The sequence below is a fragment of the Candidatus Hamiltonella defensa 5AT (Acyrthosiphon pisum) genome (assembly GCF_000021705.1).
GTDB lineage: Bacteria > Pseudomonadota > Gammaproteobacteria > Enterobacterales > Enterobacteriaceae > Hamiltonella > Hamiltonella defendens.
In genome coordinates this window covers 255,331-275,294 of record NC_012751.1, presented here as the reverse complement: position 1 = coordinate 275,294, position 19,964 = coordinate 255,331, and the positions used below count along the sequence as shown (strand labels likewise).

21 protein-coding genes and 2 pseudogenes are annotated in these 19,964 nt (G+C 42.3%); 9 read left to right on the top strand and 14 right to left on the bottom strand.

Annotation, left to right across the window (positions count from 1 at the left end; translation table 11 throughout):
* Nucleotides 1–47: 47 nt before the first annotated feature.
* The 6 genes from nuoF to seqA are packed head-to-tail and all read right to left on the bottom strand — an operon-like array spanning nt 48 to nt 5,522.
* The gene (nuoF, locus tag HDEF_RS01420) at nt 48–1,466 is read right to left on the bottom strand and encodes an NADH-quinone oxidoreductase subunit NuoF (protein WP_012738003.1); all 1,419 of its coding nucleotides are present in this window, start codon (nt 1,464–1,466) and stop codon (nt 48–50) included.
* Complete coding sequence (gene nuoE / locus HDEF_RS01415; RefSeq protein WP_012738002.1) at nt 1,463–1,987, bottom strand: NADH-quinone oxidoreductase subunit NuoE; 525 nt, start codon at nt 1,985–1,987, stop codon at nt 1,463–1,465. The genes nuoF and nuoE overlap by 4 nt, the downstream gene beginning before the upstream one ends.
* Nucleotides 1,988–1,989: 2 nt before the next feature.
* A complete protein-coding gene (gene nuoC / locus HDEF_RS01410) occupies nt 1,990–3,789 on the bottom strand; it encodes an NADH-quinone oxidoreductase subunit C/D (RefSeq protein ID WP_012738001.1) in 1,800 nt (599 codons plus the stop codon).
* 7 nt (nt 3,790–3,796) lie between these two features.
* Nucleotides 3,797–4,477 (bottom strand): NuoB/complex I 20 kDa subunit family protein, encoded by a 681-nt coding sequence (locus HDEF_RS01405; RefSeq protein WP_012738000.1) that lies wholly within the window; start codon nt 4,475–4,477, stop codon nt 3,797–3,799.
* Between the two features lie 5 nt (nt 4,478–4,482).
* The gene (locus HDEF_RS01400; protein ID WP_012737999.1) at nt 4,483–4,935 is read right to left on the bottom strand and encodes an NADH-quinone oxidoreductase subunit A; all 453 of its coding nucleotides are present in this window, start codon (nt 4,933–4,935) and stop codon (nt 4,483–4,485) included.
* Nucleotides 4,936–4,991: 56 nt separating this feature from the next.
* Nucleotides 4,992–5,522, bottom strand: coding sequence for a replication initiation negative regulator SeqA (gene seqA / locus HDEF_RS01395; protein WP_012737998.1), 531 nt, complete (start codon nt 5,520–5,522; stop codon nt 4,992–4,994).
* An 80-nt stretch (nt 5,523–5,602) separates the two neighbouring features.
* On the opposite strand from seqA, the gene HDEF_RS01390 reads away from it, so the two are divergent.
* The 6 genes and pseudogenes from HDEF_RS01390 (at nt 5,603) to HDEF_RS12905 (ending at nt 13,342) form a co-directional block, all read left to right on the top strand.
* Complete coding sequence (locus HDEF_RS01390) at nt 5,603–6,376, top strand: alpha/beta fold hydrolase (RefSeq protein ID WP_171770461.1); 774 nt, start codon at nt 5,603–5,605, stop codon at nt 6,374–6,376.
* Nucleotides 6,377–6,573: 197 nt separating this feature from the next.
* Entirely contained in the window at nt 6,574–8,637 is a 2,064-nt protein-coding gene (locus HDEF_RS01385; RefSeq protein ID WP_012737996.1) for an ATP-binding cassette domain-containing protein, read from the top strand.
* 100 nt (nt 8,638–8,737) lie between these two features.
* Nucleotides 8,738–9,487, top strand: coding sequence for a 2,3-diphosphoglycerate-dependent phosphoglycerate mutase (gene gpmA, locus HDEF_RS01380; protein ID WP_012737995.1), 750 nt, complete (start codon nt 8,738–8,740; stop codon nt 9,485–9,487).
* 100 nt (nt 9,488–9,587) lie between these two features.
* The gene (locus tag HDEF_RS01375; protein WP_012737994.1) at nt 9,588–10,325 is read left to right on the top strand and encodes a hypothetical protein; all 738 of its coding nucleotides are present in this window, start codon (nt 9,588–9,590) and stop codon (nt 10,323–10,325) included.
* Nucleotides 10,326–10,870: 545 nt separating this feature from the next.
* Nucleotides 10,871–11,803: pseudogene (locus tag HDEF_RS12910) on the top strand (reverse transcriptase domain-containing protein); the annotation flags it as partial.
* Between the two features lie 105 nt (nt 11,804–11,908).
* Nucleotides 11,909–13,342: an Rpn family recombination-promoting nuclease/putative transposase gene (locus HDEF_RS12905; protein WP_320408684.1), complete on the top strand. Its 1,434-nt coding sequence runs from the start codon at nt 11,909–11,911 to the stop codon at nt 13,340–13,342.
* Between the two features lie 261 nt (nt 13,343–13,603).
* Here HDEF_RS12905 and HDEF_RS01360 read toward each other — a convergent pair whose 3' ends face one another.
* The 3 genes and pseudogenes from HDEF_RS01360 to HDEF_RS12900 form a co-directional block, all read right to left on the bottom strand.
* On the bottom strand, nt 13,604–13,945 hold the full coding sequence (locus HDEF_RS01360) for an HU family DNA-binding protein (RefSeq protein ID WP_012737993.1): 342 nt from the start codon (nt 13,943–13,945) through the stop codon (nt 13,604–13,606).
* Between the two features lie 130 nt (nt 13,946–14,075).
* The gene (traI, locus tag HDEF_RS01355) at nt 14,076–15,968 is read right to left on the bottom strand and encodes a TraI/MobA(P) family conjugative relaxase (protein WP_012737992.1); all 1,893 of its coding nucleotides are present in this window, start codon (nt 15,966–15,968) and stop codon (nt 14,076–14,078) included.
* Nucleotides 15,969–16,168: 200 nt separating this feature from the next.
* Nucleotides 16,169–16,264 (bottom strand): annotated as a pseudogene (locus tag HDEF_RS12900) (tyrosine-type recombinase/integrase); the annotation flags it as partial.
* Nucleotides 16,265–16,313: 49 nt separating this feature from the next.
* On the opposite strand from HDEF_RS12900, the gene HDEF_RS01350 reads away from it, so the two are divergent.
* A complete protein-coding gene (locus tag HDEF_RS01350) occupies nt 16,314–16,904 on the top strand; it encodes a type 4 pilus major pilin (RefSeq protein WP_012737991.1) in 591 nt (196 codons plus the stop codon).
* On the opposite strand, the gene HDEF_RS01345 is transcribed toward HDEF_RS01350, so the two are convergent.
* Together HDEF_RS01345 and HDEF_RS01340 are read right to left on the bottom strand one after the other, a co-directional pair.
* Nucleotides 16,876–17,319 carry a type II toxin-antitoxin system VapC family toxin gene (locus HDEF_RS01345; protein WP_012737990.1) on the bottom strand — a complete coding sequence of 148 codons (444 nt, stop codon included), beginning with the start codon at nt 17,317–17,319 and terminating at the stop codon, nt 16,876–16,878. The genes HDEF_RS01350 and HDEF_RS01345 overlap by 29 nt on opposite strands.
* Entirely contained in the window at nt 17,316–17,570 is a 255-nt protein-coding gene (locus HDEF_RS01340) for a FitA-like ribbon-helix-helix domain-containing protein (protein WP_012737989.1), read from the bottom strand. Before HDEF_RS01340 ends, HDEF_RS01345 begins: the two co-directional genes overlap by 4 nt.
* A 152-nt stretch (nt 17,571–17,722) precedes the next feature.
* Between HDEF_RS01340 and pilV the strand changes: the two genes are divergently transcribed.
* Nucleotides 17,723–18,154 carry a shufflon system plasmid conjugative transfer pilus tip adhesin PilV gene (gene pilV, locus HDEF_RS01335; protein ID WP_012737987.1) on the top strand — a complete coding sequence of 144 codons (432 nt, stop codon included), beginning with the start codon at nt 17,723–17,725 and terminating at the stop codon, nt 18,152–18,154.
* On the opposite strand, the gene HDEF_RS01330 is transcribed toward pilV, so the two are convergent.
* The 3 genes from HDEF_RS01330 to HDEF_RS01320 form a co-directional block, all read right to left on the bottom strand.
* On the bottom strand, nt 18,142–18,390 hold the full coding sequence (locus tag HDEF_RS01330; protein WP_012737986.1) for a hypothetical protein: 249 nt from the start codon (nt 18,388–18,390) through the stop codon (nt 18,142–18,144). The genes pilV and HDEF_RS01330 overlap by 13 nt on opposite strands.
* 249 nt (nt 18,391–18,639) lie before the next feature.
* Nucleotides 18,640–18,963 (bottom strand): type II toxin-antitoxin system PemK/MazF family toxin, encoded by a 324-nt coding sequence (locus HDEF_RS01325; RefSeq protein WP_012737985.1) that lies wholly within the window; start codon nt 18,961–18,963, stop codon nt 18,640–18,642.
* Entirely contained in the window at nt 18,960–19,163 is a 204-nt protein-coding gene (locus tag HDEF_RS01320) for an antitoxin MazE family protein (protein WP_012737984.1), read from the bottom strand. The genes HDEF_RS01325 and HDEF_RS01320 overlap by 4 nt, the downstream gene beginning before the upstream one ends.
* Nucleotides 19,164–19,297: 134 nt before the next feature.
* Between HDEF_RS01320 and HDEF_RS01315 the strand changes: the two genes are divergently transcribed.
* On the top strand, nt 19,298–19,561 hold the full coding sequence (locus HDEF_RS01315; RefSeq protein WP_012737983.1) for a phage protease: 264 nt from the start codon (nt 19,298–19,300) through the stop codon (nt 19,559–19,561).
* Nucleotides 19,562–19,964 lie beyond the last annotated feature (403 nt).

Genomic DNA, 19,964 nt, shown 5'->3' with positions numbered 1-19,964 from the left:
AAATTATCCAGAATATTCAAGAGGTCTAAAAATTCCCACTCAATCTGTCACCAACGCGCTTTCAATAAGTTATCGGCCATCACATAATTAGGCTGAACCCCTTTAATCGGTTTGAGATAAAGATGAGGGGGCTCTTTTTTGGTGATACCCGCTATAAACTCCTCTCGAAAATATTTAAGAGCACTTTGTAAAGGCTCGACCGCCCCAGGTGCATGTGCACAAAAGGTTTTTCCTGGGCCTAAAAAGCGACAAAGCTGCTCCAGCGTTTCTATATCCCCTTCTCGACCTTCGCCTCGTTCAAGCGCTTTCAAAATTTTGACACTCCAAGGAAGGCCATCTCGACAAGGCGTACACCAGCCACAGGATTCACGGGCAAAAAATTCTTCTAAATTGCAAGTTAAAGAAACCATATTGATTTCATGATCTACCGCCATTGCAAGCGCCGTTCCAAGACGACTGCCGGCTTTTCCAATGTGTTCGAAATCCATAGGGAGATCGAGATGCTCTTCTGTCAAAAAATCTGTGCCTGCGCCGCCAGGTTGCCAGGCTTTAAATTTGAGACCGTTTTTCATTCCACCGGCATAGTCTTCTAGAATTTCACGAGCAGAGATCCCAAAGGGCAATTCCCAGACACCCGGGTTTTTCACCCTTCCAGAAAATCCCATTAATTTAGTGCCCGTATCTTTACTTTTAGCAAAACGACTCGCATCAGGAGCAATGCCTTGATACCAGGCTACGCCGTGCTCCATGATCGCAGGCACATTACAAAGAGTTTCTACATTATTGACACAGGTCGGTTTCCCCCAAACACCGGAGGAGGCAGGAAAAGGCGGTTTGGATCTCGGATTGGCACGACGCCCTTCCAGGGAGTTAATCAGGGCCGTTTCTTCCCCGCAAATATAACGTCCTGCCCCCGTGTGGACCATGAGTTCAAAATCAAACCCACTCCCCATAATGTTTTTGCCGAGCAGCCCTACTTGAGTGGCTTCAACAATCGCTCGCCGCAAATGGACTGCCGCCTCGATATATTCTCCTCGCAAAAAAATGTAGCCACGATAGGCCTGAAGCGCAAAAGCCGAAATGAGCATGCCTTCCACCAGCAAATGGGGCAGTTGCTCCATCAAAAGCCGGTCTTTGTAAGTGCCCGGCTCCATTTCATCCGCATTACAAAGCAGATAGCGAATTCGCATGTTGGGATCTTTAGGCATGAGACTCCATTTTAAGCCTGTGGAAAACCCTGCACCACCTCGACCTTTAAGACCCGCTTCTTTCACTGAATGCACGATTTCTTCAGGAGTGAGGCGAGTTAATGCTTTTTTTGCTCCTAAATAGCCATTTTTATTGCGATATTCTTCCAACCAAAGTGGTTGTTGAGAATCACGTAAACGCCAGGTCAATGGGTGCGTTTCAGGGGCTTTGTGAATTTTTTTAAACGCACCAGTGATAGAAGCAGGGGCCGAATTCATGGATATTGCTCCAATAAGGTGTCAATATTTTCTATCTGTAAGTGGCTATGGGTGTCATCATCGATCATCATGGTCGGCCCTTTATCACAATTGCCAAGGCAACAGGTCGGCAATAAAGTAAAGCGACCATCTTTTGTGGTCTGCCCAGGCTGAATACCGAGTTTTTCTTCAAGCACAGCTTGTATTTTTTGATAGCCCGTGATGTAACACACAACGCTGTCGCAGTAGCGGATCACGTGGCGCCCAACAGGTTTTCGAAAAATCTGGCTGTAAAAGGTCGCAACCCCTTCGACATCACTGGCAGGGATGCCGAGCACTTCTGCAATCGCATGAATCGCCTCGTCAGGGACCCACCCTCGTTTTTTTTGTACTATTTTTAACGCTTCGATAGAAGCGGCTCTGGCGTCTTCATAATGGTGTTTTTCTTCCTCTATCGCATCACGTTCTTCGGAGCTTAATACAAATGGCACGACATTCATGGCATCAATTTGATGCTCAGAAAGATTTTTATGATGACTCATGATCAGCGATCCACATCAGACATAACAAAATCGATACTGCCCAGATAAACAATTAAATCAGACACTAAGCTCCCTCGGATCACAGAGGGAATTTGTTGAAGATGAGCAAAGCTGGGTGTGCGAACCCTTGTTCGATAACTCATGGTTCCCCCGTCGCTGGTTAGGTAGTAGCTGTTAATCCCTTTGGTGGCCTCAATCATTTGGAAGGATTCATTCGCAGGCATGACTGGCCCCCAAGAGACCTGTAAAAAATGGGTAATCAGGGTTTCAATATGTTGCAAGGTGCGTTCTTTAGGCGGCGGCGTAGTAAGTGGGTGATCTGCTTTAAAAGGCCCCGCAGGCATGTGTTGATAACATTGTTCCAGAATACGCATGCTTTGACGTATTTCTTCTACCTTGAGCATCACCCGCGTGTAGCAATCACTTTGACCATAACCCACGGGAACGTCAAATTCAAAATGCTCATAACCTGAATAAGGCCGCCATTTACGAACATCAAATTCAATGCCGGTTGCTCGTAGCCCTGCCCCCGTCACACCCCAAGCCAAAGCGTCTGACGCATTGTAGCTGGCGATCCCCATAGATCTGCCTTTTAAAATGCTGTTTTCAAGCGCGGCTTTGACGTAAGAATTCAGGCGTTTTGGCATCCAATCGAGAAAAGTACGAAGCAATTTTTCCCAACCCTGAGGCAGATCCTGCGCGACACCTCCAATACGAAACCAAGCAGGATGCATACGAAATCCAGTAATGGCTTCCACCAGATCGTAAATTTTTTGTCGATCAGTAAAGGCAAAAAATACCGGCGTCATGGCGCCCACGTCTTGAATAAAAGTGCTGATATACAGTAAATGGCTATTAATACGGAAGAGCTCTGACAACATCACACGAATGCTTTTAACTCGATCAGGAACCGTGATGCCGGCCAATTTTTCAACCGCTAAAACATAAGGCATTTCATTAACGCAGCCGCCCAAATACTCAATACGATCGGTATACGGAATATAGCTGTGCCAAGACTGACGCTCGGCCATTTTTTCAGCTCCGCGGTGATGATATCCAATGTCTGGAACGCAATCGACAATTTCTTCTCCATCGAGCTGCAAGACGATACGAAAAGCACCATGAGAAGAAGGATGATTCGGGCCAAGATTGAGAAACATAAAATCTTCATTCTGTGTGCCTCGCTTCATGCCCCAATCTTCTGGTTTAAAAGTCAAGGCTTCCATTTCCAGATCTTGTTTTTGTTTGGTCAGCTCGAAGGGATCAAATTCTGTTGCGCGCGCGGGATAATCTTTGCGTAAAGGATGGCCTTTCCAAGTGTCCGGCATCAAAATACGTTTTAAGTGCGGATGGCCCTCAAAAGTGATGCCAAACATCTCCCAGGTTTCACGTTCATACCAATTCGCATTAGAAAAAATAGAAGTGATAGTCGGTAAGCACAATTTTTTTTCAGACAGAGCGACTTTCAGTAGAATGTCTCTATTACGTTCAATCGAAAGTAAATGATAAAAAACACAAAAATCGGCTTCAGGCAAACCTTCACGGTGGGTACGAAGCCTTTCATCGACCCCATGTAAATCAAAAAGCATCACATAAGGCTGGGACTCTTGACGCAAAAACAAAATAACCTCAACAAGCTGATCTGCTTTGACCCAAACGACCGGCATGCCGGTACGCGTTGCTTGAACGAACAGTGATTTTTGCCCAAAACGCGCCGATAGCCTGGCTATCACAGAATCATCAAGATGATCATCAGTTTGGCAAGGTTTGTAAAGGTTTTCAGCCATGATTAAGTCTGTCATAAAAAGATTAAATCTCGTCTGGAGTGCGTAAATTTTTCACTGCAATGCGCTCGGCATGTTTACGCTTTCTTTCTGACGGCATGACAGCGCGATACACACCCTGATCGCCAATTGCCCAAGACAGTGGGCGACGTTCTTTACCGATCGATTCCTGAAGCAGGAATAAGGCTTGCATGTAAGCTTCAGGTCGAGGAGGACAGCCAGGGATATAGACATCAACGGGAAGAAATTTATCGACACCTTGCACCACAGAATAGATATCATACATCCCGCCAGAATTAGCACAGGCGCCCATAGAAATCACCCATTTCGGCTCTAGCATCTGGTCATATAAACGCTGTATCACCGGCGCCATTTTAGTAAAGCAAGTGCCGGCCACCACCATAAAATCGGCCTGTCTGGGTGAAGCGCGCAATACTTCTGCACCAAAACGCGCGACATCGTGAACCGCCGTAAAAGAAGTGACCATTTCCACGTAACAACAAGAAAGGCCGAAGTTATAAGGCCATAGAGAATTTTTTCGACCCCAATTCACTGTATCATGCAAGGCATGTTCGAGCTTCCCCATATAAATATTACGATGAGCCTGTTCATCGAGAGGATCTCGGCTGACATTTTTTTGCGTTTGTAAAGGATAGGTAAAATGATCTTTATCATTCGGTTCTGCGCGCGTTAAAGTGTATTTCATGATGGTTACTCGTTATTAGACTGACGCTGCTGTGCCATTTTATAAATAGAGGGATTGGATTGAACACGGCCTCTAGAACCAATCGGTGCCCAATCCAATGCACCGATTCGCGATAAATAAAGTAACCCCACCAATAATACAAAAATGAAAACGCTCACTTCAATAAAACCGGTCCATCCGCTTTCACGAATAGAAATGGCCCAAGTATAAAGGTAAAGGGCTTCTACATCGAAAATAACAAAAAACATGGCGAAACAATAAAATTTAGCAGATAAGCGCATGTGCGTTGAGCCGACCGAATCAATACCAGATTCATAGGGAATATTTTTAGATCTGGCCTTGGCCCTGCCTCCCAGAAAAAAAGCCCCCAACAGCATAGCAAGACAAAGCCCTATTGCAGAAATACTAAAAATGGCAAATGCCCAATGATGCGCAAAAATTTGGGGTATGTTTTGCATTTTATTTAGCCTCTTTATTTTTTCCTGTAGCCAAGTCAGAGGGGATGATAAAACATCTATATCGTTTGAGACACTTTTTTTGCTATTTCATTTGGAAATTTCATCGCGATCATCATATTTTTTAACATGGTGCGTTTGCGTTCACTATTTGTATTGGTTATCACCCAATAAGGTGTTTTAGGTATTTGTTTGGGTTTTGTGTGTGTGCCATTTTTGAGTAAAAAATTTTTACTGCCTGAAAAATACGCCCGTTTACGACCCTGTAATGATTCGGCAGCCACAGAAAAAGCTTTGCTATCTAGATCATATAAGGTGGATAAAATCAACATAAAACGGGCGATTACCTTATTTTTTGAAGCATAAGTTTCAGATGATAAAATGTCGTTGAGAATTTGTATTCTACTAAAAAGAGTTGCTTTCACTGAGGATTGATGAATTTTCGGTGTCTTTTTGATCTTTATTTCTGTCTGTTTTTTTTGAGTCAATGAGAACATTCGTCGTAAAATCTCTGAGGCACTTTCACCAATATATTGGGTATGAGCGGCAATATAACGATAAAGTTCTTCATCAACTTCAATAAGTTTCATTTTAATCCAAGGCCATTTTTGTTAGATTCATTTATAATAGAATAACTTAAAATTTATTTTTATTCAGTGTGAATTTTGCGATGAAATTAAACTTTATTTTACATCAATCTGACAGTACTTCTCCTAATTTACCTATAATTCTGATCCACGGGCTTTTTGGTAATTTAGATAATTTGAGCATGCTCGGTCGTGATTTTCAAAAACACCACGACGTTATACAGCTTGATCTGCGTAACTATGGTCTATCTCCTCATTCACCTGAGATGAATTATTTTGCTATGGCTCAGGATGTATTGGAACTATTAGATCAGCTGAAAATCGAAAAAGTGATCATCATTGGGCATTCGATGGGCGGAAAAGTTGCTATGACGATGACTGCGCTGATACCAGAGATAATTAAAACGTTGGTAATCATTGATATTGCACCTGTTGTTTACCCTCTTGACCGGCATAATCAGATATTTATGGCACTGAACGCGGTAACTGATGCCAAAATCACTCAGCGTCATATGGCGGGTAAATTAATGCGTGATTTTGTCAAAGATGAAAATATTATTTTATTTTTACTGAAATCTTTTCACGAAGGCATCTGGCGATTTAATGTGCCGGTTTTATGGGATCAATACCAATATATCGCTGGCTGGGAACCTATTCCAACATGGCAAGGTCCTTTGCTGTTTCTCTGCGGTGCGTTGTCTCCTTACATCAAAAGAGAGTATAGAGAACAGATTGCAGGCTATTTCCCTATAGCGCGATCCCATGTGATTTCCGGCTGTGGTCATTCACCTCATGCCGAAAAACCTGATGTCGTTTTACGTGCCATACAGCATTTTTTTTCAAAAATCCTGCATTGACCAATTCAGCTAATTTTACCAAAATCGTCAAAGGTAACCCCAGAAACCACCTCTAATTAACATTATGACGACCTTTTTTCTTCAATTGAAATTTTAACTATCAGTTTTTCAAGAGTCCTGGTGAATCCAGTAGGCTAAGCGTTCATAAAGGTCTATCATAAGTAATGATATTTTTACTCCTGCAACGGACAAAATGAATGGGAAAAAAACCTGAGTCTTACTATCTCTCAGCAGAGGATGCTTTATCCCTTGTTGCTAAAAGCATTAATATTAAAATTGATGTTGACAAAAATGAACTGGAGCGTCTATTTAAACAATATGATAGAAATAACATCAATGATACGGTAAAATTAAAAAATTTTTTTTTATCATTAGGCCTCGTGCTACAGGAAGTCCATTTTAATGGCTCAGAAGATTTGCTTAATGAAGCTATGCCAATCATTTTATTAACACCAGATATGGAATGGATGGCGTGCATAGGAGGTGGCAAAAAATTTAAATTGATTGAGGCTGGAGGGCAAATTTGTGAAGTGAGCTTATCAGCGGAAAGACTCGCGCTGATTTCGGCTTTCAGATTGCAACCATTACGAAAAGTGGTTGATGGCATTCGAGTGATTAACATATTAAGGCAGGCGCTATCGACCAACAAAATTTTTTACAGTAAATATTTTTTCTCATCATTTTTTATGGCGCTGTTTGCCTTAACTATCCCTGTATTTAGTAATCTTTATTACGATAAACTGGTGCCCAGTGCCTCAACTGCATCATTGTTTGGGATTGTATTTATTGCGGCCTTATTTATTATTTTTGAATTTATTCTGAGATCGTCAAAAGATATCTATCAATCCATTATTTCAAGAAAAGATGATGTGGATATTGATGTCTCATTTTTGGAAGCGGTTATTTACAATAAGAAAAAAGATGGGCGATCGATGTCTTCTGCCTTCGTTTTATGGCACGAATTTCAAAAAGTAAAGCAAGTATTACTCAATACCGTCTTTCAGCGCTTAGCGGACATTCCTTTATTAATTATCTTTATTTTAGTGATTTATCTGAATGTAGGATGGGTGGTTTTTATCCCCATTTTTATGTTTTTATTTTCGATATTAATCGCATTCATTCATCATCACTACACATATTCATTAATAGAAAAGCAAAAAAAAGTGCAAAAAAATAGAAATGTTTTTATGACTGAAGTTTTTTATTCTATTAAAATGATCCACACGTTAAATAATAAAAATTTATTATTAGATTGGGTAAACAGTTCTAATCAGCAATCTTATCTTAATTTAAAAATTCGCAAATTTACTCTCTTTTATCAATCCATGCTAGCGAGCATATCTTCTGTTTCTCATATTAGTATTATGGTAATCGCTTTTTTTATGGTGATTAATGGTAGCGTTACCACTGGGGCAATTGTTTCCTCGGTGATTGTCTCAGGTAGAATATCTGGGATTATTTCTCACTTTTCATCAATGGTGGTCTCTTTACTTTCTGCTGAAAAAACCGCTAAAGATTTAATCGCCTTTTTTGAGAATGATAAAAAAAACAAACCCACGCTACAATCTATCAGCCACTGCAGTGGACAAATTTCTCTAATGGGAGTCAGTTATCAATATCATCCCCAGTCACCGGCGGTGATCAGCAATCTTTCCCTGGATATTCCAGCCGGCCAACGCGTAGTGATTCTGGGTGATTCTGGAGCAGGTAAAAGCTCATTATTAACATTGTTATCTGGTTATATCTCACCTTCAGAAGGGGTTATTCTTTATGATGGATATAATCTGAGTCATCTATCTCAATCTTTTTTTTCTCAACAATTGAGTGTGGTCACCGCCCATGATGTATTATTTACAGGGACAATAGAAAGTAACTTTGCTTTAAAAGCACATTCAGATCGCGAACGAATATTACAGGCGCTCGCTTTGACTAACTGTAATTTTATCTTGCAACATCCGATGGGCTTACGTTTTCCTGTCAATTTTATGGCTCGAAATCTCTCTTCTGGGCAGCAGCAGCAGCTGTTGATTGCACGTAGCCTGAGTAGTGATGCCAGTATCTTTTTGTGGGATGAGCCCACCTCAAATATTGACGAAAATACCGAGAAAAAGATTTTTGAAAATTTAGACACTTTTATGACGGCTAAAACATTATTAACGGTGACACACAGGCGCAATTTGATCAAATATTTCGATCGCGTATTGGTCATGCAAAATGGACAGATTACCCGTGATTGTTCACCAGAAAAATTGATGTTGTAAAATCAAAGTAAGAGTAAAAGCAGAGGCTATTCGTGTTTGTGTGCGCCAGCTGAGTTAACCCTATTTATTTTAATCAGTACTCTATTGAGGAATTTTAGTGATGACAATAAAAAAATTAATTTTAGTAAGACATGGTGAGAGTGAATGGAACAAAGAAAATCGTTTTACTGGTTGGGCTGATGTTGATCTATCCGAAAAAGGTCGTGTTGAAGCACAACAGGCCGGTAATTTACTAAAAAAAAAAGGATTCTCTTTTGACTTTGCTTACACTTCCGTTTTACGACGTGCCACTAATACGCTTTCTCTCATTCTAGATGTACTGCAACAACAGAATCTACCAATCGAAAAATCCTGGCGCCTGAATGAGCGTCATTATGGCGCACTCCAAGGTCTCAATAAATCAGAGACAGCGGCAAAATTCGGATCTGAACAAGTGAAGCAATGGCGTAGAGGATTTTCAACCTTGCCTCCTGCATTAAATTTAAATGATCCCCGTGCTCCTGCTAATGATAGCCTGTATGCTACACTCAATAAAAATGATCTGCCGCTGACAGAGAGCTTAGCCACCACCGTCGATCGTGTCGTGCCTTATTGGGATGAAGTGGTTAAGCCCCGTATCATCGATGGAAAAAGGGTAATTATTGTCGCTCATGGAAATTCTATTCGTGCGCTCGTCAAATATGTTGATCATTTAAGTGAAGAAGAAATTATGGAAATTAATATTCCAACGGCCGTTCCTTTGGTGTATGAATTTAATTCATCTTTGCAGCCTATCAACCATTATTATTTAGGCAACGCAGAAGAAATTACTCAAAAAGTGGCTGCGGTGGCAGCTCAAGGAAAAGCTTGAATGCCTTCATAAAACGATTTTTCTGTCACTGCTTTTCGATTCGAATAACGGATAATTTTGGTTCAATGTAGTGTTCATTCAAATCTTAGGAGAATAACCTATGCATACAATTAAAAATTTACCTAGGACATCGACAACCGGTCATATAAATCAAAAACCTCTTTTCGTACGGCATGAAAGTACCAATAATGTCATTGATAATATTGAAAATAAATACTATCCCTCTCTGGAAAAAGATGTCATTTTAAAAGAGAGTATTCTTTCTGCTTTTCATCGTGCCAGTGTCTTTTGTAATAAAGCAAACAGACCTGACTTTATAACAGACGGTTCTTGCCAAGCAAGTGATATTATAACCATGCGCAATAGCCTATACCATTGCATAAAGGATAGGCTTGATGATTTTAAAAAAGAACTTGATGAGGCTAAAGCAGATGGAGATCTGGTCACTGTACAAAGAATTTATGCTGAACTGGTGGCGAAAACATATCAAGACCCACTTTCATTGCAAGAGCAAACTTCTAAGCAGACAACATCCGCATCACCTGAAACAATCGAGATGATCAGTGAAACCGAAGATAAATATATAGAGGGGGCCCCCACTTTCTGCGGAGAAATCTCTTATTTATTCTATCATTTTTTATGTCAGGAAGGGGTCAATCCGAACAAAATGCGGGTTATCTGTTTTACACAAAAAGATCCGAATATTAATCCTGATTCTTTGAAAAATCACGCCTTAATTATTTACTCTTCAAATCAGGAGTTATTAAAAAAGATGGAAAATTACTGTGGTGTTGGAGAACATGTGCGACGTGAAAGTTGCACCACAGAAGTCCCTTGAATCAGGGTAAGGTTGATCCGAAACCTTATTGTCACTTTCTCGGTGCAAGAGGAGTAATTCTCTTGTTCTAAGCGAGAATGAAAGCCTAACTAAAGTATTAAGCTGAATAAGAAATAGGGGCTAGGCAAAATTGAAATGGGCTGAATAAAGTGAATCTCCGTGATTAAAATGTCGTCAGCAACGAAAACACGAAATCAGATGTGACGTGTTAAGGGGAAATTTAACGACAGTTAGAAACGGGTAAAGAAGAGTGTTCGTTCTTTACAACGGATCCCGTTCCCCGGCATAGAGGAGGCAACCCATTCAATGTATCTTCATGGTGTGAAACACGGTAACCCCATTAATCTTTTAGTGTTGATGTAAATACTAAGAGACAGTGGGCATAAGACGTTCCAAAAAGCGAAGGCAATCAGCCGAAAGGCAACTGGAAATCATAACAGGATTGATAGAGGTAATTACTTTACTCTGAAAAGAGGCTGACGTGGAACGGGTGACTTACCCATATAATCCTTTACCAAGGTTATGAATTGATTTAGAAGAGTTAGATGCCTATGGCAAACGTAATAAATCAAAACTATGAACAACAACTGGAATGGCATGCTATTAACTGGCGTGTTGTGACAGCCATGATTAATAATCTAAGGCAAAGAATATATAGGGCTTCAGCAACAGGTGACTTAAAGAAAGTCAGAAATCTGCAAAAACTCATGATGAAATCAAGAGCTAACCATCTTCTGGCTATCAGGAAAGTCACTCAGGTCAATCGGGGAAAACACACGGCTGGAGTAGATAATCAGGTAATTAATGACCATAAAGGACGAGAACATCTTTATAAGTTATTAAGCCAAACAACTTCAGAAAAGGTTTATCCAGTAAAACGAGTTTACATAGCAAAAAAGAATGGAAAAAAACGCCCTCTTGGGATCCCAACCATTCTCGACCGCTGTAGACAAGCGATAGTTAAATCGGCGCTGGAACCTTATTGGGAAGCAAAATTTGAACCAGTCAGCTACGGATTTAGACCGGGGCGAAGTGCCCATGACGCAATACAAAAAATTTTCTGTATTGCCAGGGCACGGGGGACAAGGCATTGGGTACTGGATGCAGATATTAAAAGCGCATTTGACAACATTGACCATAATTTTCTCATAAAAACAATCGGGGGATTTCCCGAAAGAAACATGATTAAAAAATGGCTACAAGCCGGTGTGCTGGAACATGGCAACTATATACCCAGTGTTGCAGGTACTCCATAAGGAGGGATTATCAGTCCACTACTGGCCAATATTGCACTCCACGGAATGGAAACCTTGCTGGGTATTCAATACTGGAAAAATGGCAAGCCAAAACAAGGCCAACCTTATGCAGTAGTGCGCTATGCGGATGATTTTGTTGTATTAGGTAAATCCCGTGAAGAATGCGAAACAGCTAAAATAAAGTTGCGAAGTTGGTTAGCACAGAGAGGGTTAGCCCTTTCGGAAGAAAAAACCAGTATCAAACACCTGAAGGAAGGATTCGACTTCTTGGGATTTAATATACGACATTATGAAAATCGCCACAGAAAGCGGGGATATGTGTTGTTAATGAAACCGTCAAAGGAGTCGATTAAAAGGTACAGACAGCAAATGAGAATGACCTGGAAAAGGATCATTGGCATGCCGACAAAAGAAGGCATAATGCAGCTGAATGAAAAAATAATAGGATGGTGTAATTACTATCGTATTGGTGCGTCAAAACAGACATTCAGTGCAATAGACCAATGGATGTGGATTCGCCAATGTAGATATCTGTATCGACGTCATCCCAATAAACATTGGTGGTGGCGAAGAAAACACTATTTAGGCAAGATACCAGGTAGAGAAGACTATTCAGTATTTATGGATAAATCAAACGGTGGATTTCTCTGGAAGCATGCATGGACAAAAATACAGCGTCATTGGCTAGTTACCAAGAATGCTTCCCCCGATAATCCTGAATTGCGTGATTATTGGCGTCATAGGCAGGCACGTAAGCAGCCTTTTATTTGTGGTATAAAAGTCAACCTCTATAAGCGACAGAAAGGTTATTGTCCTCTCTGTGATCAAGAGGTGGACAATGGTGAACAATTACATGTTCATAATATTCAGCCCAAAGCTGAAGGGGGTGATAACAAGCTAGCTAATTTAAGATTGTTACATGCTAATTGCCACAGACAATTACATAGCAAAAAAGGAAAAATGTTGAAGTCAGTAAGTTGCGTGAGCCGTATGCGGGGTAACTCGCACGTACGGTTCTTGAGGGAGTGGGCACTTTCGGCCTGCTTACCTAATCAAAGCACCGACGATAAAATGATGGCTTTTAGAATGAAAAAATACAGCTTGGCGGTGATGCAGCAACACCTTGACCAAGGTCACGACACCTTACCTTTGGTCTTGCCTGTCCTGTTCTATCACGGGCAGAAAAGTCCTTACCCGCATAGCATGGATTGGCGGGATTGCTTTTGCGAAAAAGAACTCGCGAGGATATTAGACTCACAACCTTTTCCATTGGTAGATGTTACCATGCTTCCTGAAGAAGAAATTATGAAGCACGGGATCATTTCCTGGCTTGAAATGAGTCAAAAAATGGTTCATACCCGTGACATGATGGAAATAGCGCCTTATCTTATTCGTCTAGATAAGCTTTTTCCGTTAAACGATGAACTCTTTAAAAGTTTGTTGTATTATTTGTTTCAAGAAGGAGAAACGGCAGATCGTATGTTGTTTTTTGACGCTCTTTATTCAACCACTCAACGGGAGAATGTGATGACGATAGCAGAAGAACTCAAAAGAGAAGGCAGAGAAGAAGGTAGAGAAGAGGGTAGAGAAGAAGGTAGAGAAGAAGGTAGAGAAGAAGGTAGAGAAGAAGGTAGAGAAGAGGGTAGAGAAGAAGGTAGAGAAGAAATTGCTAAAAATCTCTTAAATAATGGCTTTTCTTTCAAACAGGTTAAAATGTATACCGGTCTTTCTGAAGACAGTTTAAACAAATTACTTCATTAGCCATCCGCTTTAAAAAAACAAGATCCCATTTGAATTAAGCGACAGGGTCTTTCAAGGCTTAAAATTCAGAGAAGAATAAAAAAGAGTCAAGGAAGGTTTATTTTGTGGGCGCTCTTCACTAGCCCACTTCTGTTAAGAAGCACAGGATTTCTTTCATAGCCTCAGAAAATAAGCTCGTTGAGAAGGGAAGATGAAAGAAACCTAGCTAAAAACAGAGGAAAATTAAAAATCTTCCCTGAGGCTTCAACTTTTATTCTCTGATCAAACCGATGACTTTTTCTTCGCTCCGCTTTTTGATTTTTTAGCCACTTTAGTTTGTTTGGGCGCTTGTAAATGAACGGAGTCTTTCAGACTTTTCCCCGCAGAAAACACAGCGACTTCACGAGCAGGGGTTTTGATTTTTTCACCCGTTTTGGGATTACGAGATATCCGCTCTTTGCGATGGCGGACTTTAAAAGTCCCAAATCTGATGATTTGCACCGGCTCTTTTTTCCCCAATGCTTCGATAATACTCGAAAAAACAGCGGTGACCGCCTCGGTTGATTGCGCCTTCGTCAGGCCAGACTTGTCTCGGACTTGCTCAATTAACTCAGTTTTATTCATCCTTTATCCTTTCAAATTGTTATCAAATATACCGCCCGATAAATACGCTATCTCTGCCCATTTTTAACGAAATATCAACAAACAACAACCCATTTCCAACAAATGATAAAAATAAAAAGGGGCGATGCGCTCAGGGAGTCAAATTCGGAGAATCAAATACAATGGGAGCGGGTTTATCTTGAGACCGCATTTCACAGACCCGTTTCTGCTGAATAGGGTCTGTTAACCTCAAGGCAGTCTGACCCATTTCATTGAAATCTCGAACCAACGAACACGCTTTCTCAACGTACTCCCGCGGACCCGAGAAAACCCGTTTCTCTCCACTTTTTTGCTCTGCCAAATGTAACCCCGCCACCATATTGTCCCCCTCGTTTTCAAACGGTCTGGCCATCTCAATGGTTTCCCCTCGGTCAATCATTTGGGTGATTCCTTCCTTTTTGTATACAATCGCCCCGTCACGGTGGATATGATGGGTATAGCCTTTGAGCTCAACCGGCGCAATATCATCTGAAACGGCACATTCAATGACCGTATCACTGAGGTAAGCCGTGCGCTCATCCCGCTTCGCTTGGTAAGCCCACCCTCTTAACTGGCTAATGGCCGCTTTATCCCCTTTTAACGCCTGCTGTTCCACCCAAACACGATAAGACAGTCGCCTATTTTCTGGAGAACGATACCAGTTCTCCCGCTCTTCCTTTAATTTTAAACGCAACTCGGCCATCGCTTTTTCTCGCTCAAAAGCCAACACATGATAGGCCAGTTTTCTCATTAAAGGATCGCGCACCGCAACACACACATGGGCTCTTCGGAAACGAAAGGTCATGGAAAGAGTTCTGAAACGATTTTTTGCGTCAAAAGAGGGGCATTTCGCTTCTTTTTTGTCAGTTTGATAACGCAATTTTAACTCTTCTCGGGCCTCAGCGCGTTCTAATCGGCGAGTCATTCGAGCTTGATGATCACGCAAATGAAGTCGATCATCATAATGTGAACTCACCATATAGTTTGTTAAGGTCACCTCCCCTTGTTCATTTTTAAATTCCATCACTCGGGGCGCACTTTCAAATTCGCCAATGCGAGGCACTAATTTCGAAAGAGTGAATTGAGGGTGTAAACTGCTGGCTTTTAAAGGAACATTGTTCGGACAATTTTTGTCATAAATAGCCAACCCAGAACCTTTTTTTTTCAATTCCAGATGGGCCCTTAAAAAAACAGCGTGTACCTCTTCCCATTCTTGAAGCGGCCCTTTTAAAATAGAAGTCAACTCTGTTCGGCACGTACGAACCACATACGAATAAAAACTTTCTTTATCTTCGTGATATTCAAACTGCGTCGATGCTCTCGGAGCCGAGGGATATTGAGATTCAGCTCGAATAATCTGATGATTTTGATCTCTCTTCCAACACCCATTATCCGGTTTCCAATCATATTTAAGCTCTAATTTTCGGCAGGCTTTGTGCAAAATTTTAACGTCGTTATAGAGGTTCACTGCACGATAAGAAAGGGGATGAATACGGTTGGCCGCCACATGACAATGGAGGTTATCGGTGTCACGATGAATCGCAAAAACATACTGATGATCAACCATCCCCATTTCCTTTAAACAAAACAAAGCACTGTCAAAAATGTGACTGTCTTCAGGTGTTTCTTCTTCCGGCCAAGACAAAATAAAATGATAAACCGGATCGAGACAACGACGATTATTCGAGGCCATCGCATTCATTTCAGAGGAGGCGGTTTCAATACTCAACGTGTTCGTTTGACATAAAACGCCTTCACAAAGAATCCGATGACTCCCATCGGGTAGGTGCGTGATGAGCTGCTGTGATTCAGGGGAAGCATGGCGATCAATATAATCAATTAAACGATCAAACACCGCGATTTTAGAAGTGGAAGGACGGTCAAAAAAAGCATCAGCGGTCACGGGAATATCACCTGGATTATCTTCACGGAAAGAGAGGTAAAACACCAGTTTAAGAAAACTTGATTTTCCATCACGGCGCTTTTTTGGAATGACAACGACCATCCTTTATTCCTTAAAATCAATTTTCAAAATCGCCTTTTTTAAGGCCACTAATAGGTCGTAATATGCCATATTTTATTTTTTATAAATATCAATACTTTAAAATGAAAAAGTCACAATAAATCACAATTCACTCATAATGGTCTTATTCAGCTCTGTTTTTTTAGAGACTCAATTGAATCCCCAAAAATTAAAAAAGAAATTCAAATCGTCTCCCATTCACTGCCCCTGCTGTCTCGGTCTTTGTCTGTCATATTCGCCGATTTGTGGCCCAATAATTTCTGGGCAAACTCTTTACCTCATGTATGGCTTGATTGAAAGGGCGTTTCACTTCTAAAAGGAAAAAAAATGAAATCGTTAAAGCAAGGTATTTTTAATATCAGTGATGCGAGTATCGGTTGGGGCATGGCCTTTGTGGGGCTGGCGATGGTCGCTGCGGCGGGGATGGGGTTGTATGTGAAAGTGTATTCAACCTCATCGGTGGCCTCTATTAATACGTTACTGAATGAAACTAAATCATTACGTATTTCAACCGGCTATGGCACCGCTAACCTGGTCCCTGCGCTCATCCGCTCAGGGGCCATCCCTAAAGGCATTTCGATTGTGGGAGACCGGCTTTTTAATGCCAGCGGCGGGGCCATCACCGTCACCGGCAAAGGGATCGGTTTTATTGTCTCAACAGCCGGCATGAATGAAAAAGATTGCATGAAACTCGCCACGACCTTAAGCAATGGAGATATCGCTTCGGTCCGAATCAACAGTGCGCCTGCGATGACGGGCGAGATAACCGGCACAGGCCTCTGCCGCCTGTGTTGCTGGAAGAAACAATACGGTGACTTTTACTACGAATATGTAAGGCCCTTGAGATTTACAAAAACATTCAAGAATGAGGATGTAAAACGACCCCGCCCTACTTTATTTGCATGTTCCATGGATTAATCACGGTGACTCTGGCCGCTTCGTAGGGAGAAATATCACGTGACGCAACAATGAATCCACGGGAGGCTGCAATTGCGGCAATATATCCGTCTGGGGTTGGGAATCCTTGCCCTTTGGCTTTGGCTTTGGCTTTGGCTTTGGCCGTCACAGCCAATTCGGCGTAATGCCGCGCGGCGTCAGTGTCGAATGGAAGCACCCTAGCCTTAAACAGGCCCATCAAGCCGTTAAGCGCTTGTTCAATCATACTCTTACGCTTACCTGTTGGAAGGGTCCCAATACCGAACAGCAACTCAGCCAATGTCACACTAGACAGATACAAGGTTTCAGCAGCTTGATCGTTCAGCCAAGCGCGAACAGCCGGGTGGGGCTGAGGTTTCATCGACTCTGAAACCACATTAGTATCGAGAACAATCATTCAAATTTCGTCGGTTCGGCGGGGATTTTATCTTCTACCTGATTGAATATCTCAAAATCTTTATTTGTTAAGCCGATATTGCGTCCCAAATCAGCGAGGGCATCCCCCAAACGGACACGTGTTTCTGGTTTAACGGTTATCGCTAAAATTTCCCGGACTTCAGCTTCGGTGCTACGTCCATGCTGCGCGGCTCTTACCCTCAATGCTCGGTGTACTTCGTCAGGTAAATTACGGACTGTTAACATTGACATAGTCTTACCTCAAAAATAAGCATTCAATGAAGTCATAATATGTTATTGAATGCAATTTTGCAAAATAATTTTGGTTCACTCATCGATGATTTTAACAGTATTGATCAGCAGAGATTAAGACAACCTTCCGGCTCCTCATAGGAGAGAGAACAATGACATCTTTAAAGAAGGGCATCTGGCAGATCTTCGATGCCTCCATCGGCTTGGGGGTCGGGCTGTTTTGCTTTGCTCTGATCGTGTTGCCTTTGGTCTATGAGTTTAACAAAGACCAGCAATACAGCACCGCGGCCACGTCTCCTTATATTCTGGGTGTACCAGAGCTGATACAGGCGGGGTATTTACCGGCCGGCTTTTCAGAGACCAATCTTTTTTCACAGCGTTATCACACCCGCATTGTTCAACCGGCCCCGTTAAAATTTCATCATATGATTTTTTTGACAGGCGGGGCTCCGCTGAGTTTGAGTGCCGCCCGGAAAATGGCGATGAGAATCGGAGGCAGCGGCGGTTACATTGAGGGCGGGTCAGCCAGAGGGGTGATGGGGGGCTGGACTGAACCCCTCTACGCCTTTAGCTATACGTGTTGAAGTCGATGCTCTCTTGAAGGCCCAAGGCCATACCTCAAATACGGCAATGCCGCTTTGTTCCGTTCGATACGCACCCATTGCCCCGCGGCGCGGGCCGTTCTCATGTGGGTGTCGTAGAGGATTTTTAAACGGCGGGGCGTGCCCAATTCAACCATAGCGCCATCCTCCATCAATACCTTTCCCAGCCAACCCCGCTTTCCAAGGAGGGGTTCGAGTTCATCCTGAAACTGTTTCAATGTCTTGCCCTCCGCCAAAGCAGCATCAACGGCTTAACGTATCTGATAAGCGAGGAAGACCTGTTGATACGCTAATTTTCCAGTGCGAACTGGATAAGCAGATAGACATTATCTCCGAGATAGCCAAAAATCCCGCAGCATAGATCGAATTCAGGTCTATTGTAGGCACAATCCGCTAAAAAGGGGGTGTTAGCCGTGAGTATGCGCACTGTTGTTCCGAACATTTTTAAGAAGGAGACTCAATTCAAATTAAACAATGCCTAAAAAAACGGCCATTAACTGTGTTACCAGTTGCATATCTTTTTTTGATGCGCTACCACAAAAATTACCCAGACGATGACGAGGCACGGCTGTTAATTTGTCCAGCATAACTTCTGAAATACAGTTAAGACCGTTGCTATCGTCTGGCTCCATACGATAACGAAAAACAGAAGCGCCAGTAAGAACACTGGTAAACGGTGCCACTACCACAGAAGGATGTTGAGAAAATATATCGGATTGAACAATTAAGGCTGGACGAGGTTTGCCATAATCCCCGTTGCTGACAACAGTGACAATATTACCTCGTTTCATTCCCAGCCTTCCGTATCACTCACTTCATCTATCCAGTCCATTATTTTTGTTTCATCTCGTTGATTCAGGCTAACGGATTGATTTCTGCATTTCTCAATAAACTGAAGATCGCGAGTATCCGGAACCCAGATAGTGACAGGTCGATAGCCTGCCTGCCTTAACGCTTCACGGTGTTTTCTGACACGTTGATTAACAGTCATTATTAATGCTCTCCTGTAATAGCTCAGTACGCAGTATAGCACATGTTACATGTAACAAAATAGTGCTGTTTATGCTGTGCCAAGTGAAATTTTTCATCTGAACTCCCTCCTTTGCCCGCGCTACCTTGGCGGGCATGACAACACACACTTTTGCCTTAAACACGGAACTTCGGCCCCTTCTGGAAGCGACCGCTGCCCAGAAGGGAACCCCGTTGTGGGTGGAATTAATCCCTGTCGGTGAACAGATCACTGGACGGGATGGCCGTTCCTGGGTCAATGATCACCCCCAAGGGATGGTGGATGCTTTTCAGGCCAACCACGCCGACCTGCCCATTGATATTGAACATGCGACTGAACTCAAAGCCCCCAAGGGCGATCCCGCCCTTTCAGTGGTGTAAAACTTCTTGAGTTTTATCCGAAATTATTTGACCAGAACACTTCCAGGAAGAACTCTGCACCGTCATTGAAAAAACAGGGACAAGATTAAACCCACATCACCATACGCAACTCTACCAAGCCATCCAGACCTGTGCCGAAAACGCCGCGAACACAAAATTATCTCGAAAGAAAAACGGCAAAGATATCCTGGACAAGGCGCAATTTATAGAAAACCTGGGTTTATCAGAAACGGTGGATTGTGAAAAAATGCACTGGATAAACGGCATGGCGGTGAAGTGCAGGGTAAAATCCAAGCGAACGACACCGTCACGGTGTCAAAGAACGGCAAAACCGCCAAATACCAGAGCGACGGCAATATTCACGGAGCGGTCTGGGGCGCCCCCTCAACGGATGACTAAATAA

Excerpts from the sequence above, each read along its gene's own strand:
- HDEF_RS01320 (WP_012737984.1), bottom strand. The coding sequence starts at position 19,163 with ATGACTGTTAATCAACGTGTCAGAAAACACCGTGAAGCGTTAAGGCAG.
- HDEF_RS01345 (WP_012737990.1), bottom strand. The coding sequence starts at position 17,319 with ATGATTGTTCTCGATACTAATGTGGTTTCAGAGTCGATGAAACCTCAG.
- nuoF (WP_012738003.1), bottom strand. The coding sequence starts at position 1,466 with ATGAATTCGGCCCCTGCTTCTATCACTGGTGCGTTTAAAAAAATTCAC.
- HDEF_RS12905 (WP_320408684.1), top strand. The coding sequence starts at position 11,909 with ATGAAACCGTCAAAGGAGTCGATTAAAAGGTACAGACAGCAAATGAGA.
- HDEF_RS01325 (WP_012737985.1), bottom strand. The coding sequence starts at position 18,963 with ATGAAACGAGGTAATATTGTCACTGTTGTCAGCAACGGGGATTATGGC.
- HDEF_RS01360 (WP_012737993.1), bottom strand. The coding sequence starts at position 13,945 with ATGAATAAAACTGAGTTAATTGAGCAAGTCCGAGACAAGTCTGGCCTG.
- HDEF_RS01315 (WP_012737983.1), top strand. The coding sequence starts at position 19,298 with ATGACAACACACACTTTTGCCTTAAACACGGAACTTCGGCCCCTTCTG.
- HDEF_RS01340 (WP_012737989.1), bottom strand. The coding sequence starts at position 17,570 with ATGTCAATGTTAACAGTCCGTAATTTACCTGACGAAGTACACCGAGCA.
- seqA (WP_012737998.1), bottom strand. The coding sequence starts at position 5,522 with ATGAAACTTATTGAAGTTGATGAAGAACTTTATCGTTATATTGCCGCT.
- nuoE (WP_012738002.1), bottom strand. The coding sequence starts at position 1,987 with ATGAGTCATCATAAAAATCTTTCTGAGCATCAAATTGATGCCATGAAT.
- nuoC (WP_012738001.1), bottom strand. The coding sequence starts at position 3,789 with ATGACAGACTTAATCATGGCTGAAAACCTTTACAAACCTTGCCAAACT.
- HDEF_RS01390 (WP_171770461.1), top strand. The coding sequence starts at position 5,603 with ATGAAATTAAACTTTATTTTACATCAATCTGACAGTACTTCTCCTAAT.
- traI (WP_012737992.1), bottom strand. The coding sequence starts at position 15,968 with ATGGTCGTTGTCATTCCAAAAAAGCGCCGTGATGGAAAATCAAGTTTT.
- gpmA (WP_012737995.1), top strand. The coding sequence starts at position 8,738 with ATGACAATAAAAAAATTAATTTTAGTAAGACATGGTGAGAGTGAATGG.
- HDEF_RS01350 (WP_012737991.1), top strand. The coding sequence starts at position 16,314 with ATGAAATCGTTAAAGCAAGGTATTTTTAATATCAGTGATGCGAGTATC.
- pilV (WP_012737987.1), top strand. The coding sequence starts at position 17,723 with ATGACATCTTTAAAGAAGGGCATCTGGCAGATCTTCGATGCCTCCATC.
- HDEF_RS01385 (WP_012737996.1), top strand. The coding sequence starts at position 6,574 with ATGGGAAAAAAACCTGAGTCTTACTATCTCTCAGCAGAGGATGCTTTA.
- HDEF_RS01400 (WP_012737999.1), bottom strand. The coding sequence starts at position 4,935 with ATGCAAAACATACCCCAAATTTTTGCGCATCATTGGGCATTTGCCATT.
- HDEF_RS01375 (WP_012737994.1), top strand. The coding sequence starts at position 9,588 with ATGCATACAATTAAAAATTTACCTAGGACATCGACAACCGGTCATATA.
- HDEF_RS01405 (WP_012738000.1), bottom strand. The coding sequence starts at position 4,477 with ATGAAATACACTTTAACGCGCGCAGAACCGAATGATAAAGATCATTTT.